Below are 19,623 nucleotides of genomic sequence, written 5' to 3' on the forward strand. Positions count from 1 at the left end.
GCGTGCGTCTTCTTAATATATTACCGCCCGAAGGGCGACGACTGTAAAAACTTACAACAACTGATGACACCATCTTTTCCTAACGAGGCACTGCCCGATGAGGCGCTGTATACCTTGCTCTGCAAGTATCTGCTGAATGAAGCGGATGAGGAAGAGCGTGCGTGGGTAGAAGCATGGAGGGAAACGGACCCCGGTAATATGGCCCTGCTGGTATCGCTGGGGAAAGTACTGGATACTGCTGCGGCCAACGAAAAAACAGTGGCGGCAGATACCGGTAGCGCCTGGGCGCAAATCCAGGAAAAAATGGATGATAAGCCGGCATTGATTGCCATCAGGTCCAAACCCCGCTTTACCTGGCTGAAAATTGCCGCTGTACTGCTGGTTGCATTGGGCGCCGGGTTGTGGTTTCTCACCCGTAATCAGCCGGACCAGGTATATTCCGGCCCGGTAAGCGCGGTGCTCAGCGACGGAAGTAAGATTGAATTATCAGCAGGTGCAAAAATGGAAGTGGCCAGGGGCTTTAATGACCGCAACCGGAAAGTAACCTTCAGCGGTAAGGCCAGTTTTGATATAAATGGCAGTGCGGAAAACCCTTTTGTGATCATACTTGGGCATAACGAAGTAAAAGTGCTGGGTACCCGGTTTATGATCAATTATCAACCCGGCGAAGCCACGCTGAAAGTACATGTGAGCAACGGTAAGGTAATGGTGATTAATCATGATAAAAAAGACAGCGTAGTGCTCACCGATGGTATGTTATTACAAAAGGATAACGACAAGCCCGCTTTCCGGATCGCTTCCCATGTAACTGATATGGGTAAACGGTCGTTGTCGTTCAACAATACCCCGCTTGAAGAAGTACTGCATACGATCACAGAGGTGTATGATGTTAAAATAGAAGTAATGGACACCGACCTGCTGAAACTGCCGGTACGGGCCAGCTTTACAGATGAATCAACAGAAGAGGTGATGAAATCGCTGGCACTTATGCTGAACGCATCATACGAAAAAGTAAACGACCGTCAATACAAATTAAAATAGGTTTTAGCCGTCAACTAAAGCTGTAGTCACACTTTCAATTCAGATATACTATGTCGTTAGCCTTAAAACTGCTGACGGGAATATTAATATGTAGTTTCCCCTTACAGGTTTTCGGGTGGGACTGGCAAACAAGAGTAACAATAGTAGCAAAGGATCTGCCCCTGGAGGCAGTATGTGGATTACTGGAAAAAGAATATGGTATTCATTTTTCATATAGCAGGGAACTTGTCAACTTGTCCCGGAAGGTTACGTTAACCGCCCATCAGCAACGTCTTAAAAAATTACTGGACGAATTATTTTCTCCCGATGATATCCGTTTCACCCGTGTAGGCGATCAGATCGTGCTATCGCCCGCGCAACGCAGCAGCCGCACCATCAGTGGTTATATCAAAGATGCGGTCAGTGGTGAAAACCTGATTGGAGCCACTGTTTATTCACCTGCGCTCAAACAGGGCACTACTGCCAATCAGTATGGTTTTTATAGTTTAACTACGGTGAAAGACACCAACAGCCTGCTGATTTCTTACATTGGCTACAAGCCTTATCTGCAAAAGGTAAAAGCTAAGGGCGACCAGCTGATCAACATCCACCTGCAACCCCTGGGCAGCTTAAAAGAGGTGGTGATCAGCGCAAAGGAGGGCAGTAAGCTCCAGGAGCAAACGCAGATGAGCAGGGTGCATCTTAGTACGTCTGATTTGCAGGCAATGCCGCGGTTACTCGGTGAAGTGGATGTAATGCGCGCCCTGCAATCGCTTCCGGGCGTAAGCGGTGGTACCGACGGCGCCGGCGGCTTATATGTAAGAGGCGGTGGCCCTGATCAGAATCTCGTGCTGATAGACGGCACGCCGGTATTTAATTTCTCCCATTTCTTCGGCGTATACTCTATGCTGAATGCCAACGTGGTAAAAACAACCGACCTGTATAAAGGCGCTTTCCCGGCACGCTTCGGCGGCAGGATATCTTCTGTGGTGGATATTTCGATGAAAGAAGGGGATATGAAGAATTTTCATGGAGATGCGTCCATCGGGTTCATTGCGGCTAAATTTAATATCGAGGGACCCATCGTAAAAGACAAAACATCCTTCATGTTTTCCGCCCGCCGTTCTTACCCGGATCTGCTGCTCAATGCAGCTTTCAAATCAGATAATACACTGGGCCCCGATGGAGATTTTAAGGCATTCTTTTTTGATGTGAATGCAAAAGTGAATCATATTTTTTCATCCAAAGACCGGCTATTTTTTAGTTTTTATAAGGGAGAAGATAACCTGTTGCTGAAACAGACGGTGCCTGATACGTCCCGCCTCAGCAGTCCGTCGAAGTACATTGCTGAAAGCATCCGGTTCCGGCTTGGATGGGGTAATACCATTGGCGCCATACGCTGGAACCATATCTATAATCCCAAGCTGTTTTCCAATGTAACCCTGAACTATTCGCAATACGAATTTTTTACAGAAATTGAGCATAGGTATATGTTGGCCGCTTCCGGTGAAAAGGCGGATGTATACGGGAAATACAACTCGAGGATGGAGAATAACGGTGGCAGGATAGATTTTGACTACCGCCCGGATCCCCGCCATTCTATTCGATTTGGCGCCATCACTACCATACATAAATTTAAACCCGGCAACTCCAGTTTCGAAGACAGGGACAGCCAGGTGATACCATTGGATACGGCGGATGCATCGTTGAAAGTAACGGGCTATGAATTGTCGTTGTATGCGGAAGATGACTGGCAGATCCGGCCTGATTTTTTTGCCAGCATAGGCTTGCACGCATCTGCGTTTTTGGTGGAAGGCCGTTTTTATTACTCCCTGCAACCCAGGCTGGGATTGCGTTACGTGCTGCCCCGCAACTGGGCGGTAAAAGCGGCGTTTACGCATATGAACCAGTATATCCACCTGTTGTCCGGCGATGGAACTACCTTGCCTACAGACATATGGGTGCCATCCACGCAACATGTAGCGCCTATGTTTTCGCGGCAATTGGCTGCCGGCGTAGCTAAAACTTCCGCTAACCTGAAGTATGAATTTTCACTGGAGGGTTATTTCAAATCCATGCACAACATGATTGAAACTCGGGAAACCAACGGTATCATTACTACTGCCGCTACCCGGTGGGATGAAAATGTAACCGTGGGTAAAGGCTGGAGCTATGGTACGGAATTAATGTTGCAGAAGAAAAAAGGAAGCACTACGGGATGGCTGGCATATACATTGGCCTGGTCTACCCGCCGGTTTCCCGGCGTGAATAACGGGCATATCTATCCCTATAAATATGATCGCCGGCATGATATTGAACTGGTGCTGGTACAGCAACTGGGAAAACAATGGGAGCTTTCTGCCTCCTGGCATTTTAACAGTGGAACGCCGTTTACTTTGCCGGTATCCACGTATGCCGGAACGGAGGGCTCCTCTCCCTGGGAGCCGGGTACCGGTAATAGCAGTATTGATCGTTTCGACAACCGGAACAATTACCGGGGCGCGGCTGTTCACCGGCTCGATGTGGGTGTTACCTGGAGTAAGCAAAAAAAGTACTGGATCCGGAGCTGGAACCTGAGTGTGTTTAACGCCTATAACCAGAAGAATCCTTACTTCTATTATATCAGTGAAGATGCGGCAGCGCAAAAGCGGTACCTGTCCAGGGTAAGCATCCTGCCTATATTACCCAGTATTACTTATTCGGTTAAGTTTTAAAGAGATGAGTATGAAATATTTTTTCGTAGGTACGATCGGGTTATCCATGCTATTGAGCGCATGTGAAAAGCGGGAAGAAATTAAGTTGCCTTATGAAGGCGATAAAATAGTGGTGAACACGCTGATACAACCGGATAGTGTGGTTTATATCCGGGTAACGCGCAGCGTGCCCTCCAACGTGTATAACGATGGCGTGTATAAGGATATTCCCGGCGCCACCGTAACGCTTACCACAAATGAATCATCCGTGATGCCGTTGCAGGTACAAACGATAAAAGGACTTTCCTACTATGTGTCTGGCCAGAAAGCGGTGCTCGGACAACGATACAAAGTGGCCGTGGCAGCGGCGGGGTTACAGGCGGTAACGGCTACGGATACACTCCCGCAGGCCCCGGTGGCATACAATGCCACCGCGCAGCGCAGCAGCAGCCGGGTGCAGTTCACATTGAAAGACCAGCCAGCCTCCGCGGATTATTACCGGATCCGCATTTATATGACCGATGCCTCCACCGGAAAGGGCGCCTTCCTGCTTTTCAGGCTGGACCCTGCCTTTAATAATAACCTGGTTGACTATTTTTCCCAGGATAATTATAACAGCCTGATCATGAATGATGAGCGCTTTAATGGTAAACCCGTGAACTTCGTTTTACAAACAGCAGATCCCATCATGAATGCAGGTGAAATGACTGTAGAGGTAAGTGCGCTGACCCATACTACCTACCAGTACTTCAATACTCTCGCCGCCCAAAAAGATGCAGGGATATCCCTGGGGTCTCATGTAAGGGTATTTACCAATGTAACCAATGGCTATGGCATTGTTGGCGGCATCAATACCAGGAAGATGACCTTTAAAATACAGTGATCCCCGCGGTGATATAACATAGCTAAATAAGATAATATCACAGTGAAGACGCTGCCATTTAAAGAAACGGGCATGCTTTAAGCCGTTTTACGGCGCTATATTAATACTTCGCTATATTTTTGTTATCCCGTTTTTTATCTTAAAAACCTGCTCTATTTTTAGGATATATATATTTATATGCCTGAACAATTCCCCATTGATCTTATTCACCGGTTACGTGCTGGTGACTTTAAGCTTTTTGAGTTGATTTTCAATACATACTGGGAAGAGCTGTATGCCTACGCAGCAAAGGTTACGGGTAGTGAAGAAGATGCACGGGATATCATACAGGATTTGTTTGCCAGTATATGGGAGCGCCGGCAGCAGCTGGAGCTGCATACTCATATCCGTTACTACCTGTTTAGCGCGGTAAGGAAGCAAATCCTGCGTAAGTTCCGCGACGACGGATTAAAAGAAAAGCACCTCGAAAAATTTATTACCCATAGTGAGCTGCGGTCCGAACTTACCCTTAACTCCCTGATCCATAAAGATATTCTGAACCAGCTCCAGCAAGACCTCCAGCATTTACCGGAAAAAGAAAGGCAGGTATTTGAATGGTACCACTTCGATGAGCTGAGCATCCGCGAAATAGCCATGATGCATGGCACGGCCGAGCAAACGGTACGTAACCAGCTCGGAAACGCCTACAAGAAAGCCCGCCCATTGCTGAACCGCCTGTTAATGTTCCTCTGATTTTCCCTCTCCATGTTACCTTAACGTTAAGCCGGGATTCCGGATAGTTAAAAAGGGTGGTTTGTGCAACTTAGTCATAAACACCACACCTTGATCCGATCAAAAATAAATGCACTCATCGGTAAATACCTGGAAGGCAAAGCCACTCCAGAGGAGGAGCAATTGCTTACCCACTGGCTGGATGCACTGGCAGAAGACGCCGGTCCGGGAACGGAACAGGATGCCCGTAGCCGGGAACGGCTGCGCCGCAGCATTTTAAAGGTCATAAAGCAACGTACCGGCGAGCCGGCTGCCATATATCCTGTCTGGAAGAAACTGGCCGCAGCGGCGGCGGTATTGCTGATGGTGGGCATAGGCAGCTGGTGGATGATGAGTTACCGGTCGTCCCAAAAGATCGCCTGGCTGGAACTGCGTACGGCCATCGGTGAAAAGAAAGTGCTGTTATTGCCCGACAGCAGCCGGATCTGGCTGGGCGCCAATAGCGTACTGAAATACCCGGACCATTTTACGGATAGCAGGCAGGTACAACTGGTATCAGGGGAAGCCTTTTTTGATATAGCCCAGGCTCCGGGACAACCTTTCAGCGTAATCACCGACAGCCTGCAGGTGCAGGTGCTGGGCACTTCGTTTCACATCAGGGCCTATCCCCGGCAGCTGCTGGAAATAGGGGTGAATACCGGGAAAGTGAGCGTTAACAAAGGCGGCCAGGTAATGGATATCTTAACAGCCAATCAACTACTGCAGGTTAACAGAAATAATTATACTTCTTCCCGGTTGTCTGTATCCTCACCAGATATAAATGGCTGGAAGCAGGATAAAATAGTGTTCGATAATATGCCCGTTATGGATGCATTGATGTTACTGGAGAATTATTACCCGGTGAAGTTCCACGTTAAGAGCGCGCCCGGCAGGCAAATCAGCGGATCGCTCAACATGCACTTAACAATTACGCAGATCATAAATGTACTGGAAGATCTTACGGATCATCAGCTGAAAATAATACCTGCCGGCGCAGGAAATTACAACATATATCAATAAATATTTATTCCCTGAACTGAAACTAAAACACCGGTTATGAATGTACGTAGTACCCACTTGCGTACAAGGAGCTCTGTGAAACAGATATTTCTTGTAGCGCTTATGCTGTCGCTATGCGGCAGCGTCATGTCCCAGCAAAAAACAACCGTCGTGCAGGAACTGCATATTACCGCAGGCCCGCTTGCCGACGCACTGAAAATGCTGCAAAAACAAAGCGGCGCTGACATTGTATACGATGCAGCTTTATTGAAGAACCTGACGGTGAAAACACAGGACTTCCGTTCACAGCCCATAGAAGAAGTATTACGCGTTTTACTGAAAGGAAGCGGGTTCCACTTCTCCGCTACAGAAGGCGTATACATCATTAAAAAAGAAAAGAACAAAACAACGGTCACCGGTAAAGTCACCGACGAAGAAACCGGCGTGGGTTTACCCGGCGTCAGCGTACTGGTAAAAGGAAATACACAAGGCAGCATCACGGATGCTAACGGTGCTTTTTCCTTGCAGGCTGATAACGCCGGCGATACCCTGTTATTTACTTCCCTGGGATATAAATCCACCCGCCTGGTGTTAAACGGGCAGCAACGGTTGGCGATTAAACTGAAGACCGATGCCAGCCTGTTAAGCAGCGTGGTAGTAGTAGGTTACGGATCAACCACCAAAGGCGATCTTACCGGCGCCGTATCCCATGTAGGCGCTGAAAACTTTAATACCGGTGTATTCAGTTCCCCGGAACAGCTGTTACAGGGAAAAGTACCCGGCCTGAATATTACCCGCAGCGGTGATCCAAACGCTACACCCGCAGTGATCCTCCGCGGCCCGTCCACTTTCCGCGATGGTGAAGCACAACAGCCTTTCTATGTTATTGATGGTGTACCCGGCGCTAATATCCAGCTGGTATCTCCGTCAGATATCGTATCAATGGATGTATTGAAAGATGCGGCATCTACTGCTATTTATGGTGCACGCGCAGCCAACGGGGTGATTATGATCACCACCCGCCGCGCAAAACCCGGTCAAAGCTGGATCAGCTACAATGCCTACGTAGCCAGCGAGCGCATCTCCAATTCCATCGATATGATGTCCAGCGCCGACCTCACGAAATACCTGGAAGACAACGGTAAAAGTATTACACCGGCTTATGATGATAACGCTGATAACGACTGGCAGAAACTCGTAACCCGCAATGGCCTGTCGCACAGCCATAACATTTCCTTTGGCGGCGGCAATGAGAAAACCGTATTCGACGGAAGCGTGAACTACCTGCAGAATAATGGTATCATGCAAAAATCATCACTGGAACGGCTAAACGTAAGAGCAAACCTGGAACAACGCGCGTTCAACGACCTGTTGAAACTGAACCTGTCGATCAGTAACAGCGTAAGCACACAAAACCAGATCCCGGAACTGGTGTTTATGAACATGCTGAACTATATGCCTACCGTGAATATCTTTAACCCGGATGGTACTTATAAAGAAGATTTCTCCCGTACACGCAACTACCTGAATCCCTTATCACTCCTTAATAACAACAGCGACCGCACCAAAAACAAGATCATGTTGGGGAATGCCCGTGCGGAGCTCAATCTTTTGCCGGGTTTGCGTTATACGCTGAATGTATCTATGCAGGATGAGCAGATCAACCGGGACATTTATAACAACCGCGCTTCCGGCCTGGCACAGGGCGTTAACGGAAGAGCTACCCGCAGCGCCTATACGAATACACGGAAAGTACTGGAAACCTATTTCAATTACGACGTGCTTTTTGGTAAACACGACCTGCGTTTGCTGGCCGGCTACTCCTGGCAGGAAGACCGCCGCGGCGACGGATTCCAGACCTCCAACCAGGGTTTTGTATCAGACGCCACCCAAGGCGATAACCTGGGCCTGGGAAGTCCCGATGGCGCCTTCCAGCCTAATTTTGGTGCCACCCGCATTCAAACCCTGCGCTTCATCTCCTTTTATGCAAGAGCCAATTACCAGTTTGACGGAAAGTACCTGCTGATGGCCTCTGTAAGAAGGGACGGTTCTTCTGCCTTCGGCGCAAACAACCGCTGGGGTTATTTCCCGGCCGTATCCGCCGCCTGGAAAATCAATAAGGAAAGCTTCCTCTCCGGCGTATCCTGGATAGAAGATCTTAAACTGCGTGCAGGCTATGGTGTTACCGGTAACTCGCTGGGCTTCGATCCGTTGATCGCCACGCTCCGGTATGATATCACCGGTAAATTTTATAACAACGGCAGGCTGATCAACGCTATCGGACCCGTACAGAACGATAACCCCAACCTCAGATGGGAACGCACCGGCATGGCTAATATAGGCGTGGATTTCACCACGCTGAGAGGACGCCTCGGCTTCGCAGTGGATTACTATGATAAACGTACCACTGATTTGATCTACTCCTACAATGTACCCGCCACACAGTATTTTGTATCTACCATGCTGGCGAACGTAGGCTCTATGAGCAATAAGGGTGTTGAATTCCAGGTGAATGCGGTACCTGTGAAAACGGCTCATTTCAACTGGACTACCTCCGCCAATATTGCACACAATAAGAACCGGGTACTCTCCCTCTCCAATGATATTTTTTCTGTGAAATATATTGAAACCGCAGAACTTGGCGGCAGGGGACAATCAGGCAATAAATCACAGCGCGTGGAAGGCGGATATGCACTGGGTTCGTTCTACCTCTGGCAATACGTGGATAAAAACGCTGCCGGTCTTTCACAATTCCGCGACGCCAAAGGCAACCTGGTTACCGGCCCTACTTCCACCGACCGGGTTTATACCGGAGACGCACAGCCGGCCTTTACCTATGGCTGGAGCAACAGCTTTACCTGGCGTAATTTTGATGCCAATATTTTTCTGCGCGGCGTATCCGGAAACAAGATACTGAACGCTACCCTGGCTAACCTGAATGCACCTTATGAAGCGGGTATTATCAATATCCCGCAGTATTCCAAACAAGAGTCGCCCAGCGATGTAAATGCACCTTACATCTCTTCCCGCTACCTGGAAAATGGCGCTTATCTCCGGCTCGATAATGCTACTATTGGCTACACGGTTCCTATGCAGAATAAGTATATCAGGAAACTGCGTTTATACGTTTCCGGTAATAACCTGTTTATCATTACCGATTATTCAGGTATTGATCCGGAAATCAATATGGGCGGACTTACACCGGGAATTGACAACAGCAATTTTTATCCAAAGACACGTTCTTTCCTCTTTGGCTTAAACGCAACATTCTAAAAACTGACGGTTAAAAATAGCGACATGAAAAATATTTTTATCACAGGACTAGCAATCAGTTTTACTTTACTTTCAGCATGTACGAAGCTGGATGTAAATGTGGAATCTGAATATGTAAAGGAAAATTTTCCAACCACACCCGATGGCTTTATTGCCGCATCCGGCCCCATTTATACACAACTGAGCGGAGGCTACGCCGTTGACTACTGGCGGATGCAGGAACTCTCTACCGATGAAGCCATTATCCCAGCCCGCGGTGGTAACTACGTGGATGGAGGCGTGTACGCGCAGTTGCACAGGCATTCCTGGACGAAGGATCACACCACCGTGAAAAATGTGTGGAGCTGGGCTTTCGGCGGCGTGAACACCTGCAACCGTATTCTCGCGCTTTTTGAAAAAGCACCCGACAGCGATTCCAAGCCGCAGGCAATGGCGGAGGCCAGGGCGATGCGCGCGCTGTATTACTTTTACCTGATGGACCTGTACGGCAAAGTACCCATCATCACCACATTTGGTAATCCAACGCCGCCAGAACAATCATCACGCGAAGAGGTATTTAATTTCATAGAAAAGGAACTGAAAGAAGTGTTACCATTGCTGAGAAGGGAACGTGGGCAAATTACCTATTCGAAGCCTACTGTATGGTTTGCCTTTACACTGCTGGAAAAAATGTACCTGAATTCAATGGTATACACCGGGAAGCCCAGGTATAACGACGTGGTAGTAATGGCTGATAGTATCCTGACCAACGGCAAATATGAGCTGGATGCCAACTACGCCAGCATTTTTATGCCTGATAACGGTCCTGCTATTATGGAAACCATTTTTGCGATTCCTTATGATGGATATGTGATCAAAGGCAACCAGTTTTCCCGTTTCGGATTACATCCAAACCTGGTGGCAAAGTACTCATTACCTTTCCGTCCAAGTATTGCAATGAGCACCATCGGTTCCTTCTACGAAAAATTCAACTTAACAGGGGATGTCCGCAATAATACCTGGCTGGAAGGACCGCAGGTTAATTCCGACGGCTCGCCTATCCTGATTACCACCACCAACAAAGGATTAGATGATAAGTATGCCGGCTCGGAACCTAAGAAGGAAATCAAATGGCAGCTTACGTTCTCTAAAACAATGACCTTACGTGTAGATACTACCATGGATATCGGGAATGATGAACTGGCAAAAGCGGCCGGTGTGCGTTCCATTAAGTATTACCCTGATAAAAATACTGAACCTTCAGAACGTAACTCCAATAATGATGTGCCCGTTTTCAGGCTGGCAGATGTGATGCTTATGAAGGCGGAAGCCATCCTGAGGGGTGCTGCTCCCACAGCAGTGAAAGGCGAATTACAGGATGCAGATGTATTGGTGAACAAAATCCGCACCCGGGCGCATGCCCCATCGGTAAGCGGTATCAACCTCAGCGGTTTGCTGGAAGAACGCGCGCGGGAATTAGCCTGGGAAGCATGGCGCAGGAATGATATGATCCGTTTTGGCGTATTTGAAGGCACCTGGGGTTTTAAATCAGATGTAAATACCCAGCACCGCATTTACCCCATACCTGTAGATGAAATCACGCTGAATCCAAAGCTGGTGCAGAATCCCGGCTACTAGCGCGGATTTTGTCTTGGCTCAGGATTACGCTGATTTTACTGATTAGCTGGATTTTTACTTTTTTGATTTTATAAAGGATTAAGGGAGATAGAAGCGGATATCGCTTTTATCTCCCTTAATTATTATCTAAAAATCCAAAAAAATCCAAAAGTAAAAATCCAGCTAATCAGTAAAATCAGCGTAATCCTGAGCCAAGACAAAATCCGCATCGCCGAAGGCGATCTTTTCCCTTTTGCGTAAGTCGTTTTCCTGATCCGATCATTACTCCCCGATTTCCTGCTGTATTTTTGTGAGATATAAATAATACCCCGGAGTCATTAACTATACATAGTCCATACATCCGTTGTTTGCCACCACCATTTTTCAAAGGTAAAGAGTGATGAATTAAGTCCTGACAGCGGCCGTAACCCGGTCGCTGGAGGCACAAACCCATAGGCCCATGTGTAATTACCAGACATTATACCACGGCGCTGCAGGATATGTGATCCGCTGCCCGCATTGCAAAGGCATTCAGTTAGCCTTTGGTACAACGGTTGTTAACCTTGATATCACCGAATTTGAGTGCTTCAAAAAGATGGTCAACCGGCTATCGGATGAACACTATCACACATCAGAAAATGAAAAGATGATTTGTTTGCCCCTGCCGGCGGATCATGTGATGATGTTGGTAACCCCTGCTGAAATAACTGCGCTGGCAAATATAACAGCGGAAGTACAGGCATTGATTGATGCCTATGATATCCTGGAAACATCCTCCGGATGCCAGTCTGCCGGCTAATGATAAATGCCGCCCCTTCTTTTTTGAAATGTATATAATCCCGGATCAGCGCGTGCTGTCATATTCCGCCTTCAGACGGAATATGACAGCACGCGCTGTTGTTTAACAACCGGGATGGCCACTTGTTCAGCCATGATCAAAATTGATTTTATGTGAACAAATGTGAAACGACTTGTGTTACCTATTACAATTGAATGATGACCATATTCTTCTTCTCATAATCCATATATAAATGAGTTGGTTACAGCATGCATTCCAGGAATATCCTGAACTGGCCGTATTTCTTACTTTGTCCGCAGGATTTTTTATAGGTAGCATACGGGTAGGGAAATTTTCGTTAGGATCCGTAACCGGTGTTTTGTTAACCGGAGTAATTGTAGGGCAGATGGACATACAGGTATCTGCCAATGTGAAGTCGGTCTTTTTCCTCATGTTCCTGTTTGCAGTAGGCTATAGTGTGGGACCACAATTTTTTCGTGGTTTGAAAAAAGATGGGCTGCCGCAGGTATTGTTTGCTGTACTTATGTGTGTTGTTTGCCTGGTGGCGCCGTGGTTGCTGGCGCTTGCCTGCGGCTATAACGTAGGGCAGGCCGCCGGTCTGATCTCCGGTTCACAAACCATTTCCGCTACTATGGGAGTGGCCTCTGATACCATTAACCAGTTAAATGTGTCTGCCGAACAAAAAGCTGCATGGATCAACGCCATGCCGGTATGTTATGCAGTAACCTATATCTTCGGAACAGCAGGTTCGGCGTGGTTACTATCCAGTATTGCTCCCATGATGATGGGCGGAATTGAAAAGGTAAGAGCTGCATGCAAAGAGCTGGAAAAAACAATGGGCGCCGGTGATCCCACACAGGATCCCGGCATGCGCTCTGCTTTTATCCCGGTTACATTCCGCGCCTATTTAATTGATGCATCATCCATTGCCGCAGGCAAATCAATACAGCAACTGGAAGGGGAATTGCTGCAACGCAATCACCGTCTGTTTGTAGAACGCATTCGCCGGAAAGACAAGAAGCTGGTGGAAGCCACGCCGGATTATGTAATTAATCCCGGTGATGAAATTGTACTCAGCGGCCGCAGGGAATTTATCCTCGGAGAAGAACAGGGTATCGGTAAAGAAATAGTAGATATGGAATTGTTGAACTTCCCCGTGGAAAATGTACAGGTATTTGTGATGAATAAAAACGTAGTTGGGAAAACAGTGAAAGCCTTACGTGCCATGGATTACATGCACGGTATCCCAGTGCAGAGCATCAGGCGCGCAGGAATCGCCATGCCAGTATATCCGGAGGCCGTACTGGAAAAAGGGGATCATGTGGAACTGGTAGGCTACAAAAAAGATATGGATAAAGCGGCCAAAGAAATCGGTTACGCGGATATTCCGACTGATAAAACTGATATGATTTTTGTGGGCCTTGGTATTGTGTTAGGGGGGCTTGTTGGCGCCATGAGCATTCATGTAGGAGGGGTGCCGCTCAGCCTGAGTACAAGTGGCGGCGCGCTCATAGCAGGACTGGTTTTTGGCTGGTTACGTTCACAGCATCCTGCCTTTGGCAGAATCCCGGAGCCGGCATTGTGGGTGATGAACAATGTGGGTTTAAATACTTTCATTGCAGTGGTGGGCATCACCGCAGGTCCCAGCTTTGTAGCGGGTTTCAAAGAAGTAGGGTGGGGACTTTTTTTAGTAGGTATTGCAGCTACAGCTATCCCGTTGTTATCCGGGGTGTTGATGGCTAAGTATATTTTTAAATTTCATCCGGCATTAGTGCTTGGTTGTACTGCAGGCGCCAGAACCACTACCGCTGCACTTTCCGCTATCCAGGAAGAAGTACAAAGCAACCTGCCGGCTCTGGGCTATACCATTACATACGCGGTGGGCAATACGCTGCTCATTATCTGGGGCGTGGTGATTGTGCTGCTGATGACCTGATGTTGTGAATAACTATTCATCATAAATGAGATACACCGTGACAGACACCCCTACCAGTTATTTACGTTTGGTCGTTTACGTTATATCCATTCTTTTGTGGGCGGCGCAGACACATGCACAAACAGATACTGCTGAAAACGGAAAGGGACTTACCCGTAACATGATTGAGGGCGGGAAAACGCAGGGCTTTCTTTTTACGGATGTAAAGGGCATCCGGCTGCAGTTTAGCGGATACGTGCAGGCGGATTTTATCCACGACTTCAGCGAAATCGGCAACATACATGCCATGCAGCCATCTACTATCACGGTGCCCACGTTGAGTGATGGCAACACGGCTTTTACCATCCGGCAGTCCCGTTTTGCTTTTTCCGCCTTTGGTGTTCCGGACGCCAAAGGGCGCACCCTCAAAGCCGTGCTGGAATTTGATCTCTGGGGTAATTTATCCGGTGCGCCAAGATTGCGCCATGCTTATATTCAACACGGCAAATGGATCTTCGGTCAGTATTGGAGCAACTTTATGGATGGTGATAACTGGCCTAACATCATGGATTACTGGGGGCCAAATTCCTATGTATGGACACGCCAGGTACAGCTGCGCTTTACACAGGCCATATCTGAATCAATGACTTTCTCCGTTTCCGCAGAACAACCCGGTGGCGATATTTCCATTCCTTCCACCTGGAGCAGCAAAACTATCTACCCGGATGTAACAGCCGCTTTTCAGAAAAACTTTGGAAAAAAGAATGCCAGCCATGTACGGCTCTCCGGCCTGCTGCACCCGATCGATTACAAGAACAGTGACGCAGATACGAAAACAAGTATAGGCGGCGCCTTTAATATCTCCGGAAATATTAATCTCGCTAAAAACGATGATGTGAAATTCCAGTTCGCTTATGGCAGCGGCTATGCAAAATACAGCGAAGATATCAGCGGGCAGGGATACGACGGATACGCAACGGCAGATGATAAAAGTATCAGTAACATCAGCATGCTGGCTACCTGGCTGTACTTCGATCATTTCTGGACAAAAAGTCTCGGATCTACTCTCGGGTATGGTTACCTGCAACTGAACACGCCGGATCTCGATATGCCTGTAGGCACACTGAAAGCAACGCACTATGGTTCTTTTAATACCACTTACTATTTCACTTCTTTCTTTAAAATAGCCGGTGAAGTACTGTATGGGAAAAGGGTGAATACGGATGATCATTCCGGCGATGATATCCGCGCTCAGTTCAGCGCATTCTTCAAATTCTGATCATCTGCATAAAAATAGAACGCTAAAGTTGCGCTTCTCCTGCTGCCCGCCCTGCCGGACGGCGGCGTAAGTCCCTGCTGGCTATGCTGTGGCTGTTTACCTGTTATTTTTCCCCGTTAATTCGTAAATTCATAAAACAAGTTATCACCTTAACATGTTTTAGAGCTATGGACGTAAAGGATTATTATAAGATTTTGGGGATAGAGAAAACGGCAACAGCTGAACAGATTAAGAAAGCCTACCGTAAACTGGCGGTAAAGTATCATCCGGACAAGAATCCCGATGATAAAGCCGCTGAAGATAAATTCAAAGAGATCAATGAAGCCTATGAGGTGCTGAGTGACGCTGAAAAGCGTAAGAAGTACGACCAGTTTGGCGAAAACTACAAGTATTACGAGCAGCACGGAGGCCGGCCGGAAGACTACGATTGGTCGCAGTACGGTGGTGGCGGCGGACAGCGTCGCACCTACTCTTATGGCAGCGGGGATATGGATGATATGTTCGGCGGCGGTGAAGGTAACTTCTCCGATTTCTTTGAACAGCTTTTTGGCAGCCGGTTTTCAGGCGCTGGCGGTGGCCGCCGGCAGCAGCAGGGCCCTGGCAGGGGCCGCGATGTGCAGGCAACCATGGAAGTATCCCTGGAGGATGCTTATACCGGTGCTACCCGCCAGGTAGAAGTGGGTGGCAGCAGGCTTAATATCAAGCTGAAGCCGGGACTGTACGAAGGCCAGGTGATCCGGTTAAAGGGAAAAGGGAACCCCGGCCGCAAAGGCGGGGAGAACGGCGACCTGCTCATTACCGTGCAACTGGCGCCAAACCCGCAATACGAGCTGAAAGGGAAAGATATTTATACAGATCTGGCAGTGCCTTTGTATACTGCCGTATTGGGAGGAAAGCTGACCGTAAACACACCGGGCGCTTCCCTGAATATGAATATTCCGGCCGGAACAGACAGCGGCAAGGTTTTTCGTTTAAAAGGCAAGGGGATGCCCGCTTACGACAACAGCGGAACAGCCGGGGATCTATACATCAAAGCAATGGTACATATACCGGCAAACCTCTCCGACAAGGAAAAAGAATTGTTTCAGCAACTTTCACAATTAAATGAGAATGGCCATGCTTAAACTTTTTGATTATCTGGAAGAAGTGATTTCCACAGAACGGATTTCACAACTCAATAACCCACGCCTGCTGTATACCGCCAGCGAAATTATGCAGGAAATGGGATATGGCCAGTCGGGCATGGAACAGGAGCCGCTCGACCGGGCCATGCATGCGTGTGCCGCCCTGAACATCCCGGTGGACTATAATTTCAAGAAAGTATACTGCTTCCGTGATGGGGAACTTACTACCGACTGGCAGTTATCGGAACTGGCTACTTACCTGTTCATGATCAACTGTAATCCGCTGAATCCTTTTGTGGCGAAAGCCCAGCTGATATTTATGATGAAAGACCGGGTATGAGAGATATCAACCGGACAGGCATCCTCATAGTAGTGATCATGGGCACCACTATGGCAGGGATAGACTCCAGTATTGTTAATATATCCCTTCCCGTTATGAGCAGGCAGTTTAACTGTACGCTCGACGAGATTGAATGGGTGATTACCGTATACATGCTCAGTTTTTCCGTATTGATGCCACTCACCAACTGGCTGAAAAACAGGATTGGCTTTTTCAATCTCTATATTGGCGCCATCTCCCTTTTTACGCTGGGATCTTTAATGTGCGCCTTGTCCACCAGCCTGGACAGCCTGCTTACCGCCCGGGTGATACAGGCGCTGGGAGGCGGCGCTATGGCGCCTACCTCTATGGCTATTATTTCCTACGTGTTCCCGGCGAGGGTGCGCGGTACAGTGCTGGGATGGTGGGGACTCGGTAACCTGGTGGGCCCTGCCATGGGGCCCACGCTGGGAGGTATACTCACTGAAAAGTTCGGGTGGCCTTCCATATTTTATATCAATCTTCCCATCGGTATCCTTACGGTGATCCTCGCCTTCCGTTACCTGGATGTACTGCGGAAGCAGCCGAAACTGAAACTGCCATTTGATCTTACCGGTTTTGTAATGCTCACCATATTCCTGGTTTGCCTGCAATATGGTGTGGCACGGGCAGAAGTAGTAGGGATCACTTCTCCCGAAATACTGGCTACACTGGGTGTGGCCCTGATTGCGTTTGCTGTTTTTATCTGGATAGACAAACATAAAAAAGAGCCGATCATTAACCTGGATCTTTTTGCCAATTATTCTTTTGTGAGTTGTATCCTCGTAACTATTTCGAGGTCGGCTGCGCTGTTCGGCGGCTTATTCCTGATGCCGTTCCTGCTACAGGAACAGATGGGTTTTTCAGAAGGTATGTCGGGGTTGCTGATACTCCCCAATTCCGTATTTATGGCGGCGATGATGCCTTTTGCAGGGCGCTGGTCCGATAAACACGGCTCCCGGGAGATATCCATGCTGGGGATTGTGTTACTGGCGGTATCTATGTACCTGTTTGCCCTGTTGGACAAAGGCAGTACTATTTCCGGCGTGATCATCACCATGACGGTGAGAGGGCTGGGCATGGGGCTTTTACTCGCCCCACTGAATGCCGCAACATTAAGCGCAGTACGGCCAAGCGAAGTAACAATGGCCTCATCTATCAGCACCCTGATGCAACAGGTGGGCGGCGCCATAGGCATCGCAGTGCTGGCCATTGTAACCCAGGCTGCCTACAATAAACATGTACTGGCCGGACAGGAAGGCCATTATGCCCATCACCTGGCACTGAAGCAGGGTTTTCATATTTCCCTTTTTATCCTGTTGATAACCCTCATACCCGCCTGGTTCCTTCCCCGCCGGAATGTGGTATTAAAAGATGCAGATGTCCACATTGACACCTGACTTTTTTAGTGCATGATTATTGGTGAGGATAGGTTAACTTTTCCGGCATTTATGATAACAAATGGTAAGAAGCACATATTGATGATCGACGACGACGAAGATGATTTTTTCCTTGTAAACTCTTTACTACAGGATATTTCGCCCGATCAATACGTTTTGCAGTGGGTTTCTTCCTACAAAGAAGGGTTGTTGGCAATTGAAGCACGCGCACACGATCTTTACCTGGTAGATTATCGCCTTGGCGCTCATACAGGTATTGATGTGTTGCATCATTTCCGCAACCTGGGATATAAAGCCCCCGTTATTTTATTTACGGGGAAGGGCGATTACCATATAGATAAGGAAGCCATGCTGGCCGGTGCGTCTGATTACCTGGTAAAAAGCGAGATCAACGCAGCCTTGCTGGAGAGGGCCATTCGTTACACCCTCGATAAATTCAGCCACCTCCTGGCCATTGAGAAAAGTGAAAAACGCTATTTCAGCATCTTCGAAAAATCCAATGATCTCATCCTGCTGGCAGACTGTGAGCATAAAATTGTGGCGGCTAACCCGGCTGCACTTAATGTATTAAAGTATGAGGAAGCGGAACTGTATAGCAGCCATCTCCAGGGCCTGTTTGCGGAAGAAGGAGTGATCAACGCTTTCCTCGACCAGTTGTGCAGCGATGAAGGTGTGGTGCAAAAGGAATATGTATTCCGCAGCAAATTGGGTCAACAGCTCGATGTAATGATCAACGCTTCGCTGCTGGATGAAAAAAAGCAGCTATACCTGTGCATTATCCAGGATATCACCGCCCGTAAACGGAAGGAAAGGGAAAAGCAGCAACAGGAAAAATTCGCGATTACCGGGCGCATTGCCCGCCTGATAGCGCATGAAGTCCGTAACCCGCTGACAAATATCCTGCTGGCGGTTTCCCAGCTTAAAACGGAGCCGGTGGCCGAAACAGAAGATGCGACCTTATACCTGGATATTATGGAGCGCAACTGCCATCGTATCAACCATCTGGTCACTGAATTACTGCAGTCCACCCGGATGTCGGAGCTGAATATGCTGCCACTGGGACTGAATATGCTGGTGGAAAAAGCGCTGCATCTTGCGGACGACAGGTTGCAGTTAAGCAACGTTAACGTGGTAAAGGAAATGTGCCAGCCTGATTGTATGATCCTGGCAGATGAAGACAAGATCCTCATCGCTTTTCTGAACATTATTATCAATGGCATTGAAGCCATGAAAGCCGGGGAAGGAAAACTTACCATCAATACATGGAAAGACGCGGAGAAAGTATTTATTCGTATAACCGATAACGGTAGTGGTATTTCCCCGCAGAACCTGGCGAAACTTTTTGAGCCCTTTTTTACCAACAAAACAAAGGGAACGGGATTGGGATTAACGGCTACCCAGAATATTATACTTCAGCATAAGGGTACGATTGCAGTAGATAGTATATTGGGAGAAGGGACTACTTTCCTGATTAGTTTTCCTATTGACGGAGAAAGCCAGAGTGAATAGACTACCGGCCGGTAAATGCCTTACA

Annotated in this window: 14 protein-coding genes; all 14 read left to right on the top strand. The window is 48.0% G+C overall.

The genetic code is table 11. The annotated features are described in order from the left end of the window. Window positions 1–63: 63 nt before the first annotated feature. Complete coding sequence (locus tag ACLHR0_RS27795) at window positions 64–1,041, top strand: FecR domain-containing protein (RefSeq protein WP_436491028.1); 978 nt, start codon at window positions 64–66, stop codon at window positions 1,039–1,041. Window positions 1,042–1,091: 50 nt separating this feature from the next. Beyond that, window positions 1,092–3,734 carry a carboxypeptidase-like regulatory domain-containing protein gene (locus ACLHR0_RS27800; RefSeq protein WP_436491030.1) on the top strand — a complete coding sequence of 881 codons (2,643 nt, stop codon included), beginning with the start codon at window positions 1,092–1,094 and terminating at the stop codon, window positions 3,732–3,734. Window positions 3,735–3,744: 10 nt separating this feature from the next. Then, window positions 3,745–4,596 carry a DUF4249 domain-containing protein gene (locus ACLHR0_RS27805; protein ID WP_436491032.1) on the top strand — a complete coding sequence of 284 codons (852 nt, stop codon included), beginning with the start codon at window positions 3,745–3,747 and terminating at the stop codon, window positions 4,594–4,596. 177 nt (window positions 4,597–4,773) lie between these two features. Beyond that, the gene (locus ACLHR0_RS27810; RefSeq protein ID WP_370910981.1) at window positions 4,774–5,328 is read left to right on the top strand and encodes an RNA polymerase sigma factor; all 555 of its coding nucleotides are present in this window, start codon (window positions 4,774–4,776) and stop codon (window positions 5,326–5,328) included. Between the two features lie 90 nt (window positions 5,329–5,418). Beyond that, entirely contained in the window at window positions 5,419–6,366 is a 948-nt protein-coding gene (locus ACLHR0_RS27815) for a FecR family protein (RefSeq protein WP_436491035.1), read from the top strand. A 36-nt stretch (window positions 6,367–6,402) separates the two neighbouring features. Next, complete coding sequence (locus tag ACLHR0_RS27820) at window positions 6,403–9,618, top strand: SusC/RagA family TonB-linked outer membrane protein (RefSeq protein ID WP_436491037.1); 3,216 nt, start codon at window positions 6,403–6,405, stop codon at window positions 9,616–9,618. A gap of 24 nt (window positions 9,619–9,642) precedes the next feature. After that, the gene (locus ACLHR0_RS27825) at window positions 9,643–11,235 is read left to right on the top strand and encodes a RagB/SusD family nutrient uptake outer membrane protein (protein ID WP_436491039.1); all 1,593 of its coding nucleotides are present in this window, start codon (window positions 9,643–9,645) and stop codon (window positions 11,233–11,235) included. A 439-nt stretch (window positions 11,236–11,674) separates the two neighbouring features. Further along, window positions 11,675–12,013 carry a DUF6686 family protein gene (locus tag ACLHR0_RS27830; protein WP_429044502.1) on the top strand — a complete coding sequence of 113 codons (339 nt, stop codon included), beginning with the start codon at window positions 11,675–11,677 and terminating at the stop codon, window positions 12,011–12,013. Between the two features lie 232 nt (window positions 12,014–12,245). After that, window positions 12,246–13,949, top strand: coding sequence for an aspartate-alanine antiporter (gene aspT / locus ACLHR0_RS27835; protein ID WP_436491042.1), 1,704 nt, complete (start codon window positions 12,246–12,248; stop codon window positions 13,947–13,949). A gap of 25 nt (window positions 13,950–13,974) precedes the next feature. Continuing rightward, the gene (locus ACLHR0_RS27840) at window positions 13,975–15,207 is read left to right on the top strand and encodes a DcaP family trimeric outer membrane transporter (protein WP_436491044.1); all 1,233 of its coding nucleotides are present in this window, start codon (window positions 13,975–13,977) and stop codon (window positions 15,205–15,207) included. Window positions 15,208–15,374: 167 nt separating this feature from the next. Then, complete coding sequence (locus ACLHR0_RS27845) at window positions 15,375–16,331, top strand: DnaJ C-terminal domain-containing protein (RefSeq protein ID WP_429044511.1); 957 nt, start codon at window positions 15,375–15,377, stop codon at window positions 16,329–16,331. Further along, window positions 16,324–16,671: a hypothetical protein gene (locus tag ACLHR0_RS27850; RefSeq protein ID WP_370910973.1), complete on the top strand. Its 348-nt coding sequence runs from the start codon at window positions 16,324–16,326 to the stop codon at window positions 16,669–16,671. Before ACLHR0_RS27845 ends, ACLHR0_RS27850 begins: the two co-directional genes overlap by 8 nt. Continuing rightward, window positions 16,668–18,089, top strand: coding sequence for a DHA2 family efflux MFS transporter permease subunit (locus ACLHR0_RS27855; RefSeq protein ID WP_436491047.1), 1,422 nt, complete (start codon window positions 16,668–16,670; stop codon window positions 18,087–18,089). Before ACLHR0_RS27850 ends, ACLHR0_RS27855 begins: the two co-directional genes overlap by 4 nt. Window positions 18,090–18,140: 51 nt before the next feature. Continuing rightward, window positions 18,141–19,598 carry an ATP-binding protein gene (locus tag ACLHR0_RS27860; protein WP_436491049.1) on the top strand — a complete coding sequence of 486 codons (1,458 nt, stop codon included), beginning with the start codon at window positions 18,141–18,143 and terminating at the stop codon, window positions 19,596–19,598. Window positions 19,599–19,623: the final 25 nt, after the last annotated feature.

It is taken from the genome of Chitinophaga sp. ARDCPP14 (assembly GCF_051362515.1).
Taxonomy (GTDB): domain Bacteria; phylum Bacteroidota; class Bacteroidia; order Chitinophagales; family Chitinophagaceae; genus Chitinophaga.

Bases quoted from the DNA above. Each gene is read 5' to 3' on its own strand.
- ACLHR0_RS27825 (WP_436491039.1), top strand. From the start codon at position 9,643: ATGAAAAATATTTTTATCACAGGACTAGCAATCAGTTTTACTTTACTT.
- ACLHR0_RS27810 (WP_370910981.1), top strand. From the start codon at position 4,774: ATGCCTGAACAATTCCCCATTGATCTTATTCACCGGTTACGTGCTGGT.
- ACLHR0_RS27860 (WP_436491049.1), top strand. From the start codon at position 18,141: ATGATAACAAATGGTAAGAAGCACATATTGATGATCGACGACGACGAA.
- aspT (WP_436491042.1), top strand. From the start codon at position 12,246: ATGAGTTGGTTACAGCATGCATTCCAGGAATATCCTGAACTGGCCGTA.
- ACLHR0_RS27850 (WP_370910973.1), top strand. From the start codon at position 16,324: ATGCTTAAACTTTTTGATTATCTGGAAGAAGTGATTTCCACAGAACGG.
- ACLHR0_RS27830 (WP_429044502.1), top strand. From the start codon at position 11,675: ATGTGTAATTACCAGACATTATACCACGGCGCTGCAGGATATGTGATC.
- ACLHR0_RS27805 (WP_436491032.1), top strand. From the start codon at position 3,745: ATGAAATATTTTTTCGTAGGTACGATCGGGTTATCCATGCTATTGAGC.
- ACLHR0_RS27840 (WP_436491044.1), top strand. From the start codon at position 13,975: ATGAGATACACCGTGACAGACACCCCTACCAGTTATTTACGTTTGGTC.
- ACLHR0_RS27820 (WP_436491037.1), top strand. From the start codon at position 6,403: ATGAATGTACGTAGTACCCACTTGCGTACAAGGAGCTCTGTGAAACAG.
- ACLHR0_RS27845 (WP_429044511.1), top strand. From the start codon at position 15,375: ATGGACGTAAAGGATTATTATAAGATTTTGGGGATAGAGAAAACGGCA.
- ACLHR0_RS27800 (WP_436491030.1), top strand. From the start codon at position 1,092: ATGTCGTTAGCCTTAAAACTGCTGACGGGAATATTAATATGTAGTTTC.
- ACLHR0_RS27795 (WP_436491028.1), top strand. From the start codon at position 64: ATGACACCATCTTTTCCTAACGAGGCACTGCCCGATGAGGCGCTGTAT.
- ACLHR0_RS27855 (WP_436491047.1), top strand. From the start codon at position 16,668: ATGAGAGATATCAACCGGACAGGCATCCTCATAGTAGTGATCATGGGC.